This window comes from Gordonia neofelifaecis NRRL B-59395, assembly GCF_000192435.1.
Classification (GTDB): domain Bacteria; phylum Actinomycetota; class Actinomycetes; order Mycobacteriales; family Mycobacteriaceae; genus Gordonia; species Gordonia neofelifaecis.
The window spans coordinates 230,131-247,841 of the sequence record NZ_AEUD01000003.1 but is presented as its reverse complement, the minus strand read 5'-3'; the positions used below and the strand labels follow the sequence as shown (position 1 = coordinate 247,841).

The following is a 17,711-nucleotide window of genomic DNA, read 5'->3' as shown; positions in this document are numbered from 1 at the left end:
CATACGATCGCGGCGACGGCAGCGATCGACTGTCGGCACGCGCACGGAGAGGACCGACCCCATGACCGAACGGATCACCGCTCTCGACCTGCCTGCGGGCGAGTTGAGTCCCGAGACGGAGAAGTACTTCGACATCTGCCGGGAGAAGCTGGGCATGGTCCCCAACGTGCTTCTCTCGTACACGTTCGACGAGACCAAACTGCGCGCGTTCACCGGCATGTACAACGATCTGATGCTCGGCGACTCCGGACTGTCGAAGCTCGAGCGCGAGATGATCGCCGTCGTCGTATCGTCGATCAACAAGTGTTACTACTGCCTCACCGCGCACGGTGCCGCAGTCCGGCAGCTGTCCGGGGATCCCGGACTGGGCGAGCTGCTCGTGATGAACTTCCGCGCGGCCGCGCTCTCGGAGCGGCATCGAGCCATGCTGGTGTTCGCCGAGAAGGTGACCGAGCAGCCGTCCAAACTCGACGAGGCCGACCGCGCGGCGCTCCGGGCCGCCGGGTTCGACGACCGCGATATCTTCGACATCTCGTCGACCGCGGCGTTCTTCAACATGACCAACCGCATGGCCAGCGCCATCGACATGCGACCGAATCCCGAGTACGCGGCCCAGGCCCGATAGCGCTCACGGCGCGGCGAGATCGGCGAACGCCGCGGTCACGCTCCGCTGGAGCTCGCCGGTCACCAGCCGGGTGGCCTGTGCGGGGGTGCCCGCAACCTCCGACGTCAGATCGATCGGCCTCGAGAAGACCACCACCGGCCGCCCGTCCACGTCGGGGTACGCGATTCCGGCGCAGACCAGCCAGGGGCTGCTTCCCGCCTTCCGTGCGCCGACGGCGATGTGCCCGACTCCGCTGCTGACCTTCTGCAGCAGTCTCGGGTCGTCGGGATTGCAGGTGCCCTCGGGGAAGATGGCGATCGAATCACCGTCGGTCATCCGCTCCACGCAGACGTCCATCATCTGCTTGCCCGCCGATGCCGCGGCGCGCATCCCGTGATCCTTCTGCCGGAACACCGGTATTCCGCCCAGGTCGTCGATCTTGCGACGCTGCGCCGGGTCCTCGAACAGCTCATCCTTCGCGAGCACGCGCATTCGGCCGATGCGCGTGCGGACCGGTGATAGGAAGCCTGCCGCCGCCAGAATGAAGGGGTCCGTCTGCCGGACGTGGTTCGCGGCGATGATCAGCGGCACCTCGCGTCGGCGGACGATCATCGACAGGGCGTCGCGAGCTCCCCCCTCGTACTTCACGATCGGCCGGTGTCGTGCCGCCAGCAGTCCGTACATCGCGGTGGCCTTGAGCCGGCTCTGCCGGTGCGCCGCGTAGTAGCGATACACCTCGTCGGCGTTGTCGAGCGTTACGTCCATCAGGCTACGGTACCGTAACTTACGGTACCGTAACCACCTCACACGGTGACGAAACCGTTCTTCACGAGCCAGTCGCGTGCCACGTCGGCGGGCTCCCGGCCCTCGACGTCGACCTGTCGGTTGAGTTCGGTGATCTCCTCGGAGGTCAGCTTCGCCATCACCGGTGCGGTGATCTTGGCGATCGACGGGAACTGCTCGTCGACGTCTTGGCGCATGCTGACCGCGGCGTTGTAGTGCGGGAAGAACTGCTTGTCGTCCTCGAGGACGTTGAGATTCAGCGCCTTGATGCGTCCGTCAGTGGTGAACACCTCGCCGAACACGCAGTTGCCGTTGGCGATCGCCTGGTAGATGATTCCGGTCTGCAGGATCTGCATCTGCACCTGCGCGGGATCGAAGCCGTACTTGGCGGCCATGCCGGGGAAACCGTCCTGGCGGCTGCGGAACTCGGTCTCGACGCAGGTCGTCGCCGCGGCCGGGTCCTTCTTCACCAGGGCCGCGTACTCGGACAGCGTGGAGACGCCGGTCTTCTGGGCGTTCTCCTGATTGACCGCCAGTGCGTAGGTGTTGTCCATCGGTGCGGGATTCACCCAGACGATGCCGTTCTTCTTGAGGTCTTCATCTCGGACGGCCTCGAACTGCTTCGTCGGGTCCGGGATCGGCTGCTCGTTGCCGAGGTAGTTGATCCAGCCGGTGCCGGTGTACTCGATCGTGACGTCGACCTGCCCGGCCGCCATCGCATCGCGTGCACTGTTGGATCCTTGGATGTTGGTCAGGTCGCGGACGTTGGCACCCGCCGCCGACAGCGAGAACCCGAGAATGTAGCCGAGGATCACCTGCTCGGTGAAATCCTTCGAGCCGACCGTCACGGTCTGGCCGTCGAGATCGGGCTGCACGGTGATCGACCCCGGCTTCACCTGGAGCGGCAGCGCTCCGCCGGACTGCAACCCGCACGCGGCGACGCCGACGGTCAGGGAGATCGCTGCGGCCAGTGCGATGCAGGAGCGGATCAGTCGACGCGTGATCCGCGGACCGCGGGGCGCGGACCCAGTCATCGAAGTCCCTTCGGTCCGAGGTAGCGCTCGGCGAGTGCGCCGAGCCAGTCGACCATCAGCGCGAGAGCCACGGCGAGCACCGCGCCGACGATCAGGGTGACGTTGTCGCGCAACTTGTAGCCGGTGTCGATCAAGATGCCCAGTCCGCCCGCGTCCACCAGGAAGCACAGGGTCGCGGTGCCGACGGCCAGGACCAGCGACGTCCGGAGCCCGGAGAGGATGAACGGCACGGCGAGCGGCAGTTCCACCTGGGCGAGCACGCGAGGCTCGGACATGCCCTGCCCCTTCGCGGCATCGATCGTCGCCGGGTCGACCTCTTGCAGCCCGAGCATGCTGTTGCGCAGCACCGGGAGCAATGAGTAGAAGGCGATGGGAAGCACGCCGATCCAGAAGCCGGTGGTGGCGGTCCAGAGGAAGAACAGCACCAGCAGACCGATCGCCGGCGCCGCTTGACCGATGTTCGCGATGCCGATGAAGAACGGTGCGAGCCAGCGGAATCGCCTGCGCGTCACGAGGATCGCCAGCGGCACCGACACGACGACCACGATCACGGTGATCGCCACCGTCAAGGCGAGGTGCTCCCCGACCAGCTGCGCGATGTACGACGGGTTGATCGTCGCCTTCTGCGTTGCGGTCAGGTCCTGGGAGAACGCCCAGCCCAGCACTCCGGCGGCCATCAGGATCGCCAGCGTCGGCTGGATCCACAGCTGCAGATTGCTGGCGGCTCCGGCGTTGGTCTCCTTGGACGCGGTCGACGCGGCCGTCATCAGCTGGTGCCTTCCGCGGCGCTGCCGACGGCGTCGTCGGCATGCGGATCGACGATGGCCGGGTTGCCGAGGTGATGTTCGCGGAGGGCGCGGATGGACTCGATGAGCGTCTCGATCGTCACCACGCCGACATATCGACCACGGGATCCGGTGACGACCGCGGAGGCGTTCCGTTCGGCGAGGATGGCCTCGAGCGCATCCTGCAGCGTGGAGGCCGTCGACACGGTCTCGCCGAGCGGTAGCCCGATCCCCTTGATCGACGTCGCACCGACCAGATGCCTGGCGTCGGTCCAGCGCACCGGGCGGTCACGAGCGTCCAGGATGATGCCCCAGCCGTCACCGATCTCGGCGGCGAACTGCGCTACCGAGTCGCCCTCGTGAGCGGTGGGCCGCTGTTCGATCTCGACATCGCGCACGCGGAGGAGGTTGAGCTGCTGCAGGGAGGCACCCGAGCCGACGAAGCCCTCGACGGTCTCGTTCGCGGGATTGGCGAGGATCGCCTCGGGCGAGTCGTACTGGAGGACCTTCGACTTCTCGCCGAGAACAGCGATCTTGTCGCCGAGCTTGACGGCCTCGCTGAAATCGTGGGTCACGAAGACGATCGTCTTGCGCAGTTCCGCCTGCAACTGCATCAGTTCGTCCTGCAGCAGTCCTCGGGTGATCGGATCGACGGCGCCGAACGGCTCGTCCATCAGGAGCACCGGAGGGTCGGCGGCGAGAGCGCGCGCGACACCGACGCGCTGCTGCTGTCCGCCGGAGAGCTGCCGGGGGTATCGGTGACTGAACTCGGCGGAGTCGAGCCCCACCATGTCGAGCAGTTCCTCGACGCGATCGGCGATACGCTTCTTGTCCCACTTGAGGAGTTTCGGCACCACCGCGATGTTCTGTGCCACGGTCATATGTGGGAACAGGCCGCCCTGCTGAATCGCATATCCGATGCTCTGCCGCAGTTTGTTGGCGTCGATCGACAGGGCGTCCTGTCCGCCGATGGTGATGCGCCCACTGCTCGGCTCGATCAGCCGATTGATCATCCGCATCGTCGTCGTCTTGCCGCTGCCCGAAGGGCCGACGAAGACCACGAACTCTCCGGCGGGGATTGTCAGAGAAACGTCTTCGACAGCGGCTTCGCGCTGGCCAGGATAGGTCTTGGAGACGTGTTCGAGGACGATTTCCACTCCGGAAATCGAGTTCTCGGCACTGTCTTTACTGTCGGTCAACGGATCCCTTTCGACGTCGTCAATCGGCCGATCACCACATAGATCCCGTCGAGGATCAGCGCGAGGATGACGATCAGCACGGTGCCCGTCAGCGCCTGCGGGATAGCCGTGGGGCTACCGACTCGCGACAGACCGGAGAAGATGAGGTTGCCCAGCCCGGGGCCCTTGGCGTAGGCCGCGATGGCGAGGATGCCCATCGCCATCTGCGTGGCGACGCGCATACCGGTGAGGATCGACGGCCAGGCCAGCGGAAGCTCGACCTGCGCCAACACCCGGAAGCGGCTCATGCCGATCCCCTTCGCCGCGTCCGTGACCGCGGGGTCCACGGCGCTGAGGCCGACGATCGTGTTGCGGACGATCGGCAGCAGCGAGTACATGGTCAACGCGATGACTGTCGGCGGAACGCCGAGGCCGACGATCGGAATGAGCAGGCCGAGCAGAGCGAATGACGGAATGGTCAGAATCGTGCTCGAAAGCGCCGTTGCGATCGCCGAACCGCCGGGACTTCGGTACACGAAGATGCCGACTCCGACGCCGATGATCGTCGCGAGCAGCAGACACTGAATCACTGCGCTGACGTGCAAGTAGGAATCGACCGCCAGCTGTTGCTTGCGGCTTGATATGAAATCCCAGATCCCGTTCAGAACATTTCCCCTCTATTAGCGAATTCACCGTAGCGCACTTGGCGATTCAGTTCGCGGAGTAGTGCGGTATATGCAGGTCAGGAGGCGAATCGCCGATTGGAATCGAGAGATCTCTCGCCGAGAACCACCGCGTGAAAACGGCGGTCTCGAGAGTGGAGTACCACTCTCGAGACCGCCGCGGAAATCTCGGTCACCGGCCCTGCGGGGCCGACGGATCACTTGAACACGTCGAGCTTTCCGAACTTCTCCGCGAGCAGGTAGTACACCGCGAGCCGCGGGTTGGGCTTTCCGTCCTTCATCGTCGTCATGACCTCGGTGATCGCCTGGTCGAGCGCGTCGTCGGACTCGCCGAGGCCGAGCTTCTTCTTCAGGAAGTTCTCCCTGACGGTCTTGAGCTCCTCCGGGTCGCTCGCGGACACCAGGGCGGCGTCGCGGTTGCTGAGCACGAGGCGGTAGGTCGCGGCCATCTTGTCGACGACGTCGAGGTCGGCCTCGGGTGCGTATGCGAGCACGCTTTCGCGGGCGTCGGTCATCAGTTCCTCCGATCGATTGTGAACGTCTCCCCCGGTGCGGGACGTTACGCCGATCGGGGCCGTCCGTCCGGTCGGATCGGCTGTCTACGTGGGGGTTTGCCGCAAGTTCGACGATTGTCCGGAAACCCGATGCCGTACGTTCTCCGGTGTCGGCGGCTTCTCGTCTCCTCCGGGTCCGGCGGCCGCGACCGCCATCGCCCATCGAGTGCACAGATCCGCGAGCTCGCCGACGGTGAGGTCTCGATCGTCGAGCCAGTCGGCGATCAGGTGATCGACGCCGCCGACGATGAATCGGGCTCGGTGTCGAGTGAACGAGGTGGTGGCCGACGGCAGCCCCGGCAGGCCCGCACCGTGTTCGATCACCAGGTCTGCCACCAGGTCGACGGTCTCCCGCCGGCGATTCTCCAAGCCCGCGACCTCTGAGGTGTTGGTACTCAGGATGCGATGCAGACGCGGGTCGTCGGCGATCGCCTGAAGCAGTGCGGTCAGCGCCGCGCGCAGGCGGTCGCCGGCATCTCCGCCCGTCGACGCGCTCGCGGACACGAGAGTGGCGACCACGTCGTCGCGAATCTCATTCGAGACGGCGACGATCAACTCGTCACGACCGGCGAAGTGTTCGTAGAAGTAACGATGGACGAGTCCGGCTTGTTTGCAGACGCCTCGGACCGAGACGGCGTTGAGTCCGCCGTCGCCCCAGAGTGCGCGGCCTGCGCCGATCAGTCTGTCTCGGCGCTCTCGACGACGGCCGTCGGCACTGACGCCGCCGTAGTCGCGCACCACTGCCTCGCGAACCATTGACATGGACTGTACCGCTCCATAGTTTGGATAACGACCGTGTTCCAATATCCCCCCTGCGCCCTTTCGCGGGTCGGTCCGATCGGAGATCAGCATGACCGCAGTCGTTCCCGCTCGACATCCGTCGGCGCCCCGGCCGATCCCGAGCGGCGTCGAGGTCTTCAGCCGACTGCTCCGGGTCGACGGGCCGACCGCCGCGCAGTTCGCCGGCCTCGGCGAGTCGTTGATGGACGGTGATCCCCTGATGGACGCGGTGGTCGCGGACCTGGCCGGGTCCGGAATGGCTGCCGGGCGGGCCGCCTTCGAGCGTGCCGTCGAGAACGGGATCGATTCGCTCGAGGATCCGCCGGCGGCTCTGCGGGAGCTCTTCGGAGTGGTCGAGGCGACGCCCGACTGGGTGGACCCGGCGCGACTTCGCCTGGCGGCACAGGTGATGCAGAGCGGCGGCGAGGACGGCCTGTACATCGCCCGGGACGTCGCGCTGCTGGGCGGTTATCTCTTCTCCGGGTTCAATCAGACACTGCTCCGGACGGGCGCACTCGAGAAGGGCTCGAACACTCGATTCGCCGAGACCACGCGCTGGGCCCTCGACGTGATCAGCGAGGGCGGGCTTGCGATCGGGGGCGCGGGGTACCGCTCCACTCTCCGTGTGCGATTCATCCACTCGTTGGTGCGCAGACACGTCGCCGCGCTGCCGGATTGGGACAGCGGCGTCTGGGGGCTGCCCATCAACCAGACCGACATGGCGGCGACCCTGGTCGGGGCGCTCGTGGCACCGTCGGTCGGGGTCGCGGGCCTGGGCATCGTGAACTCACCTCGGGAGTACGAAGCGATCGCGCATCTGACGCGCTACGTCGGCTGGCTCATGGGCGTCGACGACGACTACCTGCCGACGAGCTTCGCCGACGCGATCCGGATCCTCAATCACACCTCCGCGGCTCTGGCGGTGCCGGACGACAGCTCGAAGCTGCTCGCGGCCCCGATGGCCGACGACCCGAAGCACTGGCAGTACCCGGTGCTGCCCGGCGTGCGCCGCTCCATTGCGCGGTCCCAGCATCTCGGCATCGCCCGCGCCTTCCTCGGACGAACGTCGATGCGCAGACTCGGACTCACCGATCGCGCGATCCCCTGGTACCCGCCACTCGTGTTCCCCGTCAACCTGATTCGGTCGGCAGCGGCCCAGTTGCCGGGCGGTCGGGCTCGCGCGGCCCGTCGAGGAGATCGTCGCGCCGAAGCGTTCATGGCGACGATGACCGGACACGAGGTGGTGATCGGCGGCGCGGCGATCGCCCACGCCTCCTGAGCCGCGACGGCCGCTCGCTGCGTCGCCCGTCCCGCGTTCGGTCTGCGCGGCTGACTACGATGCGTGTGAGACACCATACGAGGAGGCCCCGGGTGCCGGACAACGAGGAGACGCTGGTCGATGTGCGGTCACTGCACCATCGACTCGTGCGGATCAATCGCGTGCTGCGCCTCGCAGGATCCGGGTCGGGTCTGAGCGCGGGCACCGCTGCGGCGCTGTGGTCGATCACCCAGCACGCACCGCTGCGACTGTCGCGGCTGGCCGAGATCGAGTCCGTCTCGACGCCCGCGATCTCACGGATCGTGACGAGCCTCGAGAGTATGGGTTACGTGGAGCGTCGCGCGGACCCCGACGACGCGCGGGCCCGGCTGCTGTATCCGACCGACGCCGGTCGCGATGTGATGTCGACCGCGCGGAACGCGCGAGTGCTGCGGCTCGCCGAGGCGCTCGACCGGCTGGAGCCCGCCGACCGCGACATGGTGGAGCGCGCCTTCGAGGTGCTGAGCGACGCGCTGGTTCCGCCCGAGGCGTGACCCGTCGCGGTCAGATCAGCGCCGAGATCCGCGCCGCGGCCTCGACGAGCGCCGTGGCCAGGTCCTGCCTCTCATCGGCGTCGACACTCGACCGCAGGACGCCCAGATGCAGCTCGAGTTCGGCTGCGCCGGAGTCGAACACGGGTGCGGCGAGGTAGCTGATCGGTTGGCCCCCGTCGGCGTCCAGCTCGTCGACGGAGTAGGCGCGCGACGACAGCTGGGCGAGTTGGCGGGTCGCCGACCGGCGCAGGGACGGATCGATCAGCAACGGTCCGACCGCACCGAGCAGTTCGGCGAGCACTTCGACGAGCAAGGCGTCCGACGACGCGGGCCGGTACGCCGCGAATCCACGTTCGCGCACCGATTCGAGCAGTCGTTCCCGTGGTTCGCGGCGAGGCGTCGGGCCCAGCCACGCCTCTCGGTCGGCGTCATTCCAGGCCATGACCGCGGCACCGACCGGGTACACGATGGACAGGGACTGCCCCAGCCCGAGCCCCGGTACCGGTCGCACCGGGCTGTGACGCGCCGCGACCACCGTCATCCGGCCGGGTGAGAATCGGGCGAGCGTCACTCCGCAGTCGGTGGCGGCGACGAGTTCGGCGAGGATGGCGGTCACGTCCGGATTCGCCGTCGGAACGCCCGAACCGGCGCCGGCGAGAGCCGACGCCCCGGGCCCGATCCGATAGGCCCGCTCAGCATCGCGGACCACCCAGCCGGCGTCGTCGAGCTCGGCCAGGATCGCCGACATCGTGGCTCGGGGCACCGCGAGCTCGTCGGCGATCTGGGCGATGGTCTGCGCGTGGTCGGTCTGCGCGAGGAACTCGAGCGCGTCGATCACGCGGCGGGTGGGCGGCGAACCAGCCATGGACGACCACTCTCTGAGACGTGAGGTTGTGTCACGGCACACAGGCCGCTACCTTGTGACGGATATTCAATCACATCAACTCGAATATTCGAATCGAAGGCGAGGCAGTGGAGCATTCAGAGACCCTCCTGGGAAGGGCGGCCATCGTCACGGGCGCCGGTCGGGGCATCGGCGCCGGCATCGCGATCGGACTGGCGGACGCCGGTGCCGACATCGTTCTCGCCGCGCGCAGCGCCGGCCAGTTGGACGAGGTGGCCGAACAGATCAGGGCCCGTGGACGACGTGCGGTGACCGTTCCCATCGACCTCGCGAAAGACGACCCGGCCGCCCTCGTCGAGCACGCGTCGGCGGAGTTCGACCGACTCGACATCGTCGTGAACAACGTCGGCGGCGCGGTGCCGAAGCCCTTCCTCCAGACCTCGGTCGAGGAACTCTCGGGCGCCTTCGCCTTCAACGTCGGCACCGCGCACGCTCTCAATCTGGCGGCCGTCCCGAAGATGCTCGAAAGGGACGGCACCGGGTCGATCATCAACATCACCTCCTCCATCACCTCGCACCCCGGCCGGGCGTTCGTGGTGTACGGAACGGTGAAGGCAGCGCTCGCGCACTACACCCGGATGGCCGCGCAAGACCTCTCGCCGCGGATCCGCGTGAACGGCATCGCACCCGGCTCGATCCACACGCCGGCGCTGGACTATGTGGCGGCGAACGACGAGGTCCGGAACCAGATGCTCAGTCGCACACCGATGCGCCGACTCGGCACGCCGTCGGACATCGCGGCGGCCGCGGTCTTCCTCGCGAGCGACCAATCGTCGTATCTCACGGGCAAGATCCTCGAGGTCGACGGCGGCCTGGTCTCGTCGAACTTCCTGATGCCGCTCCCCGACCTGTGACCCGACCTCCGATCACCGACGACACCGCCCACTCCCCGAAGGAACCCGACATGAGCAACCACCACGATGACCTGCGCGCCATCGAGACCGTGAAGTACCGCTATCTGCGGGCGGTCGACACCAAGGACTGGACCGCATTGGCGCAGACCTTGACCGACGACGTCCGGGCGGACTACGGATCGCAGGTCGACGGCGAACCGCTGTCCTTCGCCGACCGCGACTCCCTGGTGAAGCATCTGAGCCGCATCATGACGCCGACGATGATCACCGAGCACCGGGTGGACCACCCGATCATCGAGATCGACGGCGACACCGCGACCGGCAGCTGGTATCTGCAGGACAAGGTGATCATCCCGGAGTACGACGTGCTCATCATCGGCGCCGCGTTCTACAGCGACACCTACCGCCGGACCCCCGACGGGTGGCGGATCAGTTCGACCGGCTACCAGCGCACCTTCGAGGGGCGCGGCAGCCTCGCCGCGGCGAAGATGCGCGTCGAGCAGGGCCCCGCCGTCGTCCGGGTCACGGAGTAGCGCCCACGTACCGAGCCAGATGCTCGCCGGTGAGAGTCGAACCGGCGGGCGTCGAGGCCGTTTCGACCAGTGTGCGGGGCGTGCCCTCGAAGACGACCCGCCCGCCGTCCTGTCCGGCGCCGGGACCGATGTCGACGATCCAGTCGGCGTGCGCCATCACCGCCTGGTGATGCTCGATCACGATCACCGACCTGCCCGCGTCGACGAGGCGGTCGAGCAGACCGAGCAGCTGCTCGACATCTGCGAGATGCAGACCGGTGGTCGGCTCGTCGAGCACGTAAACGCCGGCCTTCTCGACCATCGCGATGGCGAGCTTGATGCGCTGCCGCTCACCGCCGGACAGGGTGGTCAGCGGCTGGCCGAGCGTGAGGTACCCGAGACCGACGTCGGACATTCGCTGCAGGATCTTCTGCGCGGCGGGCGTTCTCGCCTCCCCCTCCCGGAAGTAGTCCAGCGCGGCGTCGACCGACATCGACAGCACCTCGCTGATGTCGCGTCCGGCCACGTGATACTCCAGGACGGCCGCATCGAACCGTTTGCCTTCGCACACATCGCACGGGGTCGCGACCCCGGCCATCGTCGCCAGGTCGGTGTAGATGACACCCGCGCCCTTGCAGTTCGGGCACGCCCCCTCGGAGTTGGCGCTGAACAGGGCCGGTTTGACCCCGTTGATCTTGGCGAACGTCTTCCGGATCGGGTCGAGCAGGCCGGTGTAGGTGGCCGGATTGCTGCGGCGTGAACCGCGGATCGCGGTCTGATCGATCGAGACGACGTCGGCCCCGGACGGCATCGACCCGTGGATCAGGGAGCTCTTGCCAGAGCCCGCCACGCCGGTGATCACGGTCAGCACGCCGAGTGGCAGGTCGACGTCCACGTGCTGCAGATTGTTCGTGGTGGCGTCTCGGATCTCGATGTGCCCCTTCGGTTTCCGGACCGTGTCCTTCAGCGCGGCGCGGTCGTGCAGGTGCTGTCCGGTGAGCGTTCCGGACTCGGTCAGGCCGGAGACGGTTCCCTCGAAACAGATCTCGCCGCCGAGTGAACCGGCGCGCGGGCCGAGGTCCACGACATGGTCGGCGATGACGATGGTCTCCGGTTTGTGCTCCACGACGAGAACGGTGTTGCCCTTGTCCCGCAACCGGAGCAGCAGGTCGTTCATCCTGGCGATGTCGTGCGGATGGAGCCCGACGGTCGGCTCGTCGAAGACGTAGGTGATGTCGGTCAGCGCGGAGCCGAGATGCCGGACCATCTTGGTGCGCTGCGCTTCACCGCCGGACAGCGTCCCGGTCGGCCGCTCCAACGAGAGATAGCCGAGACCGATCTCGACGAACGAGTCCAGCGCCGCGCCCAGCTTCGACAGCAGCGGTGCGACGGTCGGCTCGTCGAGGCTCCGGATCCACGTCGCGAGGTCGGAGATCTGCATGCGGCACGCGTCCGCGATGCTGACGCCGTGGACGGTGGACTTCCGGGCGTGCTCGGCGAGGCGGGTGCCGTCGCAGTCCGGGCAGGCGGTGGAGGTGACGGCGCGTTCGATGAACGCGCGGATGTGCGGCTGCACGGAGTCGATGTCCTTCGACAGCATCGACTTGGTGATCTTCGGGATCACGCCCTCGTAGGTGAGGTTGATGCCTTCCACCTTGATCTTCGTCGGCTCGCGGTACAGCAGATCGTTCAGTTCGCGCTCGGTGTACCGGCCGACCGGCTTGTCCATGTCGAAGTAGCCACTGCCGCCGAAGATCCGGCCGTACCAGCCGTCCATGCTGTAGCCGGGCACCTTGAGGGCGCCGTCCGCCAGTGACTTGTCCGCGTCGTAGATCTCGGTGAGGTCGATGTCCGAGACATTGCCCATTCCCTCGCACCGGGGGCACATACCGCCGAGCTGGGAGAACGTGCGTTTGACGGCTTTCACCTCGGTGCCGCGCTGCACCTTGATCGCGCCGCCGCCGGAGACGGTCGGCACGTTGAACGAATAGGCGTTCGGACTCCCGAGGTGCGGATCGCCGAGTCGGCTGAACAGAATGCGCAGCATGGCGTTCGCATCGGTGATCGTGCCGACGGTCGAACGCGGGTTGGCACCGATCCGCTCCTGGTCGACGATGATCGCGGTGGTGATGCCGTCGAGGACGTCGACGTCGGGGCGGCCGAGCGTCGGCATGAAGCCCTGGACGAAGGCGCTGTAGGTCTCGTTGATCAGACGCTGCGACTCGGCGGCGACGGTGCCGAACACGAGCGAGCTCTTGCCCGACCCGGAGACGCCGGTGAAGACCGTGAGTCTGCGCTTCGGGAGCTCGACGCTGACGTCCTTGAGATTGTTGACGCGCGCGCCCTGCACCCGGATCAGATCGTGGCTGTCGGCGGGCGGCGTATCGGCGGCGGTCACTTCGGACGCGGGAGCATGGGACGCAGGCATGCACGCCATTGTGTCGCATCGCCGCGCTGTACGTCCGCGTCATCACCCCGAACTCACCTGCGGTCTGCGGCTTTTCACCGGAGAGGGCCCGATCGGGGAGGATGATCTGCAGTGGGAGTCGGGATCGGAGGCGGCGTGCGTCATTCTCAGGACTGGTGGCGAGTCGTCGTCGTCATCGCGGCGCTGGTGACGATCAACCTCCTCGCGCACTTCGCGGGCCACTGGTTCGGACTCCTCGCAGTTCCCGTCGGCGCGGTCCTGGCGGTCCTCCTCGCCAGGCTCCGCGGCCTCGGGTGGTCCGAGATGGGCATCAGCCTGTCCGAACTCAAGTACGGCTTCCGGTGGTCGGCGATCGTCCTGGTCGTGGTGGTTCTGGCCGTCGCCGTCGGGGTGGCGATTCCCTGGACCAGGAGTTTCTTCCTCAACGACAGGTACTCGTCGGCACGCGACGCACTGCTGGCGGCACTCGTGTGGATTCCACTGCAGACCGTGATCCCCGAGGAACTGCTGTTCCGCGGCGTCCTGCAGGGCACGCTCCGCCGAGTGCTCGGCAGGCGAACCACGCTGGCCGTCGGCGCCGGACTGTTCGGTCTGTGGCACATCGCGTCGTCGCTCGGGCTGTCGTCGGGCAACGCCGGCGTCACCGACGCGATCGGCGGCGGAGTCGGCGCGGCGGTCGCGGGGGTCGTCGGCGCCGTCGTCGCCACCACCGCGGCCGGCTGGATCCTCGGCTGGCTCCGGTTCCGCACCGCGAATCTGCTGGCGCCGATCGTGCTGCACTGGACCCTCAACGCCTCCGGCGCCCTCGGCGCGGCGCTGGCCTGGCACCTGGTGTGAGCGGGGTCAGCCCCCGGTCTTCACCTGCAGGTTCACGATCGCCTTGTCGACCTCGGCCTTGGTCGCGGAGTCGTTGATCGGGCTCGACCCGAACGCGAACGTCATCGGCGAACTGTTCACGACCACCACGACCAGGTCGTCCCCCGGGACCCCCGACCGCTGGTTGCGGACGTCGATGCGCGCCCGGATCAGAGTGTAGGGAGTGACCTTGTCGTCGAGCTTCTCGTTCTGAACGCCCTCGATCTGCGGCGGTGAGGCGTCGACCATCGAGTAGCCCGGACTCGAGGGCAGACAGTCGACCAGTTTGCGCGCGATCGCCTCGGTGTTCGTCTTGAACGAGGAGGGCAGGGTCCCGACGGTGATCTGAGCCATCCATCCGGACGAGCCGACCGGTCGAGAGGCGCTGATGCCGTTCGCCGCCCGCGCGAAGGGCACCTGCGACGTATTGTCCGGTCGCCAACCGGTGGTCGGCAGATCACTCGGCGGAATCGAGATCGGTCCGCTGGCGACGGTCTGCGCCGACGTCGACTGTGTCGTCGTTCCTGCGGCGCACTGCGTGGGGACACCCGCCACGACCGCGGGATCGGTGCCTGCGGGTGTCGACGGGCTCGCCGACTCGGGCGGCTGCGCCGTGGTGGCCGACGTCGTGTCGGCCGCGGCCGTGTCCGATCCGGAGTCGTCGCGCAGCACGAAGTAGCCGGCGACCGCCACCAGCGCCAGGATCACGAGCACCGCGGCGGCGATCAACACGCCCTTGCGGCCGCCCGCATCGGACGGCTGTTCCGGAGGGTATCCCGACCCGTACGGTTGCCGGCCGTAACCGCCGGGCGGTGGACCGTACGGACCCTGCGGCGCAGGCCCGCCGTACGGTGCCGAACCGTACTGGGCACCCGGGTTCTGGGGGCTTCGGTCCTGGGGGCTCGGACCCGCCGGGTACGACTGCGGTGCGGCGTACGGCGTCGTCGGGCTCGGCGCAATCACCTCGGTCGGCGGCGTCGGCTTCGACGGGGCCTGCGGCGGTTGAACCGGCGGCGCCGCTTGCTGAGCAGGTGAGGGCGGCGTCGCAACCGCCGGTGCCGCACTGATGGCGGTAGGGGCGTACGCACCGCGATTCGATCGAGGTCCGTACGGCTGCGGCCGGAAGCCGGGAGTGCGCAACGCGCCGTCCAGGTCCGCGGCGAACTCCCTGCACGACCCGTAGCGCTGCCCGGGATCCTTGTCCATCGCTCTGGCCAGAACGATGTCGACGGCGGGCGCCAGCGTCGGCAGCACCGCCGTCGCGCTGGGGGCCGGCGCCGTGAGGTGCGCGTTGATGATCGCCGTGGGCGTGGCGAGCGGGAACGGTGCGCGGCCGGTGAGCAGGCGGAACGCCGTGCACGCCAGCGCGTACTGGTCGGTGCGGCCGTCCAGCTCCCCGCCGCGCAACTGTTCGGGCGAGCTGTACTGAATCGATCCGACGGTGAGATTCGCCGCCGTCAGAGCGGTGTCGCTCGTCGTCGCCCGGGCGATCCCGAAATCCGTCAGGTACACCTTCCGACGCGATGGGGTCGATTCGTCGACCAGGATGTTGGCGGGCTTGACGTCGCGGTGCAGCATGCCGCGCGAATGCGCGTAGTCCAGCGCGTCGGCGACGGCGCCGACCACTTCGCAGGCCGTGTCGACGTCGAGTACGTGCGCGGTCTGCAGGAGTCGGTCGACGTCGGAGCCCGGGATGTACTTCATCGCGATCCAGAGCTGCCCCCGGAACTCGCCGCGGTCGTACACGCTGACGATGCTCGGATGGTCGAGCTGGGAGGCGAGGTCGGCCTCCCTCGTGAACCGGGCTCGATAGGTCGGATCACCGGTGAGCTCGGCGGGGAGAACCTTGAGCGCATCCTGCCGGGGCAGCCGCGGATGAGCGGCCAGGTACACCTCGCCCATGCCGCCGGCTCCCAGCCTTCGCTCGATTCGATAGTCGGCGAAGGACTGACCGGGGCTCAACATGCGAACAGCCTATGACACCGTCACCCGGCGGGCTCATCGGCGATCGGCACTCATCGCGTTCGGACGAACTGCCATGCCCGTTCGAGATGCGGCATCGACTCGTGAACCAGCGGAGGGACGATCAACGCGGCCGCGGCGCCGACCAGGAGCCCGGCGGTGACGTCCGAGATCCAATGCATGCCGAGGTAGAGGCGGGAGGCGGCCGCGACGACAGCGACCATGAGCGCGCCGAGAACTGCGCAGATCCGGGCGGTCACCGAGGCGGCAGCCGCCGTGACCGCGACGAGCCCGAAGGCGAGCGCCGCGGTGCCGGTGGTGTGTCCGGATGGAAACGACCCGGCGGCCTCATGCGCTTCCAATTGCCATGTCATCGGCGGCCGCCCGCGGTGCACGAGGAGCTTCAGGGCCTCGGTGACGGCAGCCGCGGCCAGGACCGTCGCCGGCACCGCGACGGCGCGTTCGAGTCCGTGGTCCCGACGCCACAGGATCAGGGCGGACAGGGCGCCGAGCACTATCGTGCCGATCGGACTGAACACGGTCGAGACGAACTCGGCGATCGCCGTCGCCGGGTCGGAGCGGTGGTCCACCGTCCACGCCCACACCGACTCATCCAGATGGAGCGGACCCCGCGCGGCATACACGGCGAGGGCCAGCCCGACGGTGATGACGAGCAGCAGCACACCCGCGAGCACAGAGCGTTCGTCGGTGGGGGCGAGTCGCCGGGACGCGGATCTCTCGGGAGCGGAGGTCATGTCCCGATACTGCGGGCCGAGGGCTGTGGAAACCCTGTGACGGTGCGCGTGCGGAGCCGATGACGCACGCACCGTACGCGCTTCTGCCCGTAACGGCGCGAACGCCGCCTCGGACGACTACGTTTGGCAATGATCACGGGCGCCGAGCGGTGCCGTTCTTGCAGCGAGAGGCACCATGGCGACCATCGATACCGCGGCTGGTCCGATCGACACGGACCGCTTGGGGACGGTGCTCACCCACGAACACATCTTCGTGTTGAACGAGGACTACCGACTCAACTTCCTGCCGGACTGGGACGAGGACGCCGAGGTCGACGCCGCCGTGCAGACACTGACACGGCTCAAGGAGGCCGGTGTGGACACGCTGATGGACGTGTCTGTGGCCGGACTCGGACGCAACATCGGCCGGATCCAGCGCGTCGCCGCCCGGACGGATCTGAACGTCGTCGTCGCGACGGGTCTGTTCACCTACCATGACCTTCCGTTCCAGTTCCACTACACGGGACCGGGTCTCGGCTTCGACGTACCCGACCCGCTCGACCGCCAGTTCGTGCGCGATCTGACCGTGGGAATCGGCGACACCGACGTCAAAGCCGGCTTCCTCTTCTGCGCCATCGAGGCCGAGGGCCTGAGCACCGGAGTCGAACGCGTCATGCGTGCGGTTGGCCGCGCGGCAATCGAGACCGGAGCTCCCGTCGTCGTCCACACGAATCCGCACACGCAGTCCGGACTCATCGCGCAGCGGGTACTGGCAGAGGAAGGCGTCGACCTGGCTCGGGTGCAGATCGCGCACTGCGGCGACACCACCGACCTCGACTATCTGATGAGACTGGCCGATGCGGGTTCGACTCTGGGACTCGATCGCTTCGGACTCGAGGTCCTGCTCCCCTATCCGGACCGCATGCGTACGCTGCTCGCGCTGCTCGAACGCGGCTACGGCGACCGGATCGCGCTGTCGCAGGACTCCTTCTGCTTCAGCGACTGGTTCGATCCACGCGTCCGACGGGAGGTGGCCCCGGACTGGGACTACTTCCAGGTCACCGGGAGGGTGATTCCCGATCTGCGTGCGGCGGGCATCTCCGACGATGCGATCGACAGGATGGTCCGCGACTCGCCGCGCAGGTTCCTGACCCGCGCTGCATCCACCGCCGGATCGGGGTCGCCGCTGCTTGCTGTAGCAAATCCCGAGAAATCTGGAACCAGTACAGAAAACCTGTAGGCTGAACTC

At 67.6% G+C, this 17,711-nt stretch carries 18 protein-coding genes; 7 read left to right on the top strand and 11 right to left on the bottom strand.

Going from position 1 to position 17,711, the window contains the following annotated elements; translation table 11 throughout:
• Positions 1-61 precede the first annotated feature (61 nt).
• On the top strand, positions 62-625 hold the full coding sequence (locus SCNU_RS05245) for a peroxidase-related enzyme (RefSeq protein WP_009678319.1): 564 nt from the start codon (positions 62-64) through the stop codon (positions 623-625).
• A gap of 3 nt (positions 626-628) precedes the next feature.
• Here SCNU_RS05245 and SCNU_RS05240 read toward each other — a convergent pair whose 3' ends face one another.
• The 7 genes from SCNU_RS05240 to SCNU_RS05210 all read right to left on the bottom strand — a co-directional run bounded on the left by SCNU_RS05240 (position 629) and on the right by SCNU_RS05210 (position 6,377).
• Positions 629-1,369, bottom strand: a complete 741-nt coding sequence (locus SCNU_RS05240; protein WP_009678318.1) for a lysophospholipid acyltransferase family protein — start codon at positions 1,367-1,369, stop codon at positions 629-631.
• A gap of 38 nt (positions 1,370-1,407) precedes the next feature.
• Positions 1,408-2,421 (bottom strand): glycine betaine ABC transporter substrate-binding protein, encoded by a 1,014-nt coding sequence (locus tag SCNU_RS05235; RefSeq protein WP_009678317.1) that lies wholly within the window; start codon positions 2,419-2,421, stop codon positions 1,408-1,410.
• Complete coding sequence (locus tag SCNU_RS05230; RefSeq protein WP_009678316.1) at positions 2,418-3,188, bottom strand: ABC transporter permease; 771 nt, start codon at positions 3,186-3,188, stop codon at positions 2,418-2,420. The genes SCNU_RS05235 and SCNU_RS05230 overlap by 4 nt, the downstream gene beginning before the upstream one ends.
• A complete protein-coding gene (locus tag SCNU_RS05225; RefSeq protein ID WP_040517670.1) occupies positions 3,188-4,405 on the bottom strand; it encodes an ABC transporter ATP-binding protein in 1,218 nt (405 codons plus the stop codon). Before SCNU_RS05225 ends, SCNU_RS05230 begins: the two co-directional genes overlap by 1 nt.
• Complete coding sequence (locus SCNU_RS05220; protein WP_175284084.1) at positions 4,402-5,049, bottom strand: ABC transporter permease; 648 nt, start codon at positions 5,047-5,049, stop codon at positions 4,402-4,404. Before SCNU_RS05220 ends, SCNU_RS05225 begins: the two co-directional genes overlap by 4 nt.
• Positions 5,050-5,264: 215 nt before the next feature.
• Positions 5,265-5,582 (bottom strand): DUF2853 family protein, encoded by a 318-nt coding sequence (locus SCNU_RS05215; RefSeq protein WP_009678313.1) that lies wholly within the window; start codon positions 5,580-5,582, stop codon positions 5,265-5,267.
• 84 nt (positions 5,583-5,666) lie between these two features.
• A complete protein-coding gene (locus SCNU_RS05210; RefSeq protein WP_009678312.1) occupies positions 5,667-6,377 on the bottom strand; it encodes a TetR/AcrR family transcriptional regulator in 711 nt (236 codons plus the stop codon).
• 94 nt (positions 6,378-6,471) lie between these two features.
• Here SCNU_RS05210 and SCNU_RS05205 point away from each other — a divergent pair, with 94 nt between their 5' ends.
• The gene (locus SCNU_RS05205; RefSeq protein ID WP_009678311.1) at positions 6,472-7,680 is read left to right on the top strand and encodes an oxygenase MpaB family protein; all 1,209 of its coding nucleotides are present in this window, start codon (positions 6,472-6,474) and stop codon (positions 7,678-7,680) included.
• 92 nt (positions 7,681-7,772) lie between these two features.
• Positions 7,773-8,213, top strand: coding sequence for a MarR family winged helix-turn-helix transcriptional regulator (locus SCNU_RS05200; RefSeq protein ID WP_009678310.1), 441 nt, complete (start codon positions 7,773-7,775; stop codon positions 8,211-8,213).
• A gap of 10 nt (positions 8,214-8,223) precedes the next feature.
• Here SCNU_RS05200 and SCNU_RS05195 read toward each other — a convergent pair whose 3' ends face one another.
• Positions 8,224-9,078: a MarR family transcriptional regulator gene (locus SCNU_RS05195; RefSeq protein ID WP_040517668.1), complete on the bottom strand. Its 855-nt coding sequence runs from the start codon at positions 9,076-9,078 to the stop codon at positions 8,224-8,226.
• Positions 9,079-9,185: 107 nt separating this feature from the next.
• On the opposite strand from SCNU_RS05195, the gene SCNU_RS05190 reads away from it, so the two are divergent.
• Positions 9,186-9,971 carry an SDR family oxidoreductase gene (locus SCNU_RS05190; protein ID WP_009678308.1) on the top strand — a complete coding sequence of 262 codons (786 nt, stop codon included), beginning with the start codon at positions 9,186-9,188 and terminating at the stop codon, positions 9,969-9,971.
• Positions 9,972-10,021: 50 nt separating this feature from the next.
• Positions 10,022-10,504 carry a nuclear transport factor 2 family protein gene (locus SCNU_RS05185; RefSeq protein ID WP_040517764.1) on the top strand — a complete coding sequence of 161 codons (483 nt, stop codon included), beginning with the start codon at positions 10,022-10,024 and terminating at the stop codon, positions 10,502-10,504.
• On the opposite strand, the gene SCNU_RS05180 is transcribed toward SCNU_RS05185, so the two are convergent.
• A complete protein-coding gene (locus SCNU_RS05180) occupies positions 10,494-12,911 on the bottom strand; it encodes an ATP-binding cassette domain-containing protein (RefSeq protein WP_050792754.1) in 2,418 nt (805 codons plus the stop codon). The two genes, SCNU_RS05185 and SCNU_RS05180, sit on opposite strands and share 11 nt — an antisense overlap.
• A 135-nt stretch (positions 12,912-13,046) precedes the next feature.
• Here SCNU_RS05180 and SCNU_RS05175 point away from each other — a divergent pair, with 135 nt between their 5' ends.
• On the top strand, positions 13,047-13,748 hold the full coding sequence (locus SCNU_RS05175) for a CPBP family intramembrane glutamic endopeptidase (protein WP_139025814.1): 702 nt from the start codon (positions 13,047-13,049) through the stop codon (positions 13,746-13,748).
• A gap of 6 nt (positions 13,749-13,754) precedes the next feature.
• On the opposite strand, the gene SCNU_RS05170 is transcribed toward SCNU_RS05175, so the two are convergent.
• Together SCNU_RS05170 and SCNU_RS05165 are read right to left on the bottom strand one after the other, a co-directional pair.
• Entirely contained in the window at positions 13,755-15,731 is a 1,977-nt protein-coding gene (locus SCNU_RS05170) for a serine/threonine-protein kinase (RefSeq protein ID WP_040517663.1), read from the bottom strand.
• A 50-nt stretch (positions 15,732-15,781) separates the two neighbouring features.
• Positions 15,782-16,483, bottom strand: coding sequence for a phosphatase PAP2 family protein (locus tag SCNU_RS05165; protein ID WP_139025812.1), 702 nt, complete (start codon positions 16,481-16,483; stop codon positions 15,782-15,784).
• A 175-nt stretch (positions 16,484-16,658) separates the two neighbouring features.
• Here SCNU_RS05165 and SCNU_RS05160 point away from each other — a divergent pair, with 175 nt between their 5' ends.
• Positions 16,659-17,702 (top strand): phosphotriesterase family protein, encoded by a 1,044-nt coding sequence (locus SCNU_RS05160; protein ID WP_009678302.1) that lies wholly within the window; start codon positions 16,659-16,661, stop codon positions 17,700-17,702.
• Positions 17,703-17,711 lie beyond the last annotated feature (9 nt).